Source organism: Enterobacter sp. 04-C-12-SI-ECC (genome assembly GCF_047530715.1).
Classification (GTDB): domain Bacteria; phylum Pseudomonadota; class Gammaproteobacteria; order Enterobacterales; family Enterobacteriaceae; genus Enterobacter; species Enterobacter bugandensis.
This window is the reverse complement of sequence record NZ_JBLKDI010000060.1, coordinates 1-354: the sequence shown is the minus strand read 5'-3', so window position 1 is coordinate 354 and position 354 is coordinate 1. Positions and strand designations below refer to the sequence as shown.

The window sequence follows — 354 nt, the reverse complement described above, 5'->3', positions numbered from 1 at the left end:
CAACAACGTGAAGAAGTGGCAGATCCCGCGATTCATCAACACGGATAAAGCGCCCGCCTATGGTCGCGCGCTTGCTCTGCTCAAACGCGAAGGCCGGTGCCCGTCTGACGTTGAACACCGACAGATTAAGTACCGGAACAACGTGATTGAATGCGATCATGGCAAACTGAAACGGATAATCGGCGCCACGCTGGGATTTAAATCCATGAAGACGGCTTACGCCACCATCAAAGGTATTGAGGTGATGCGTGCACTACGCAAAGGCCAGGCCTCAGCATTTTATTATGGTGATCCCCTGGGCGAAATGCGCCTGGTAAGCAGAGTTTTTGAAATGTAAGGCCTTTGAATAAGACA

At 51.1% G+C, this 354-nt stretch carries 1 pseudogene; it reads left to right on the top strand.

Annotated elements, in window-relative coordinates:
- Positions 1 to 337: pseudogene (locus tag ACMWL8_RS25140) on the top strand (IS6-like element IS26 family transposase); the annotation flags it as partial.
- Positions 338 to 354: the final 17 nt, after the last annotated feature.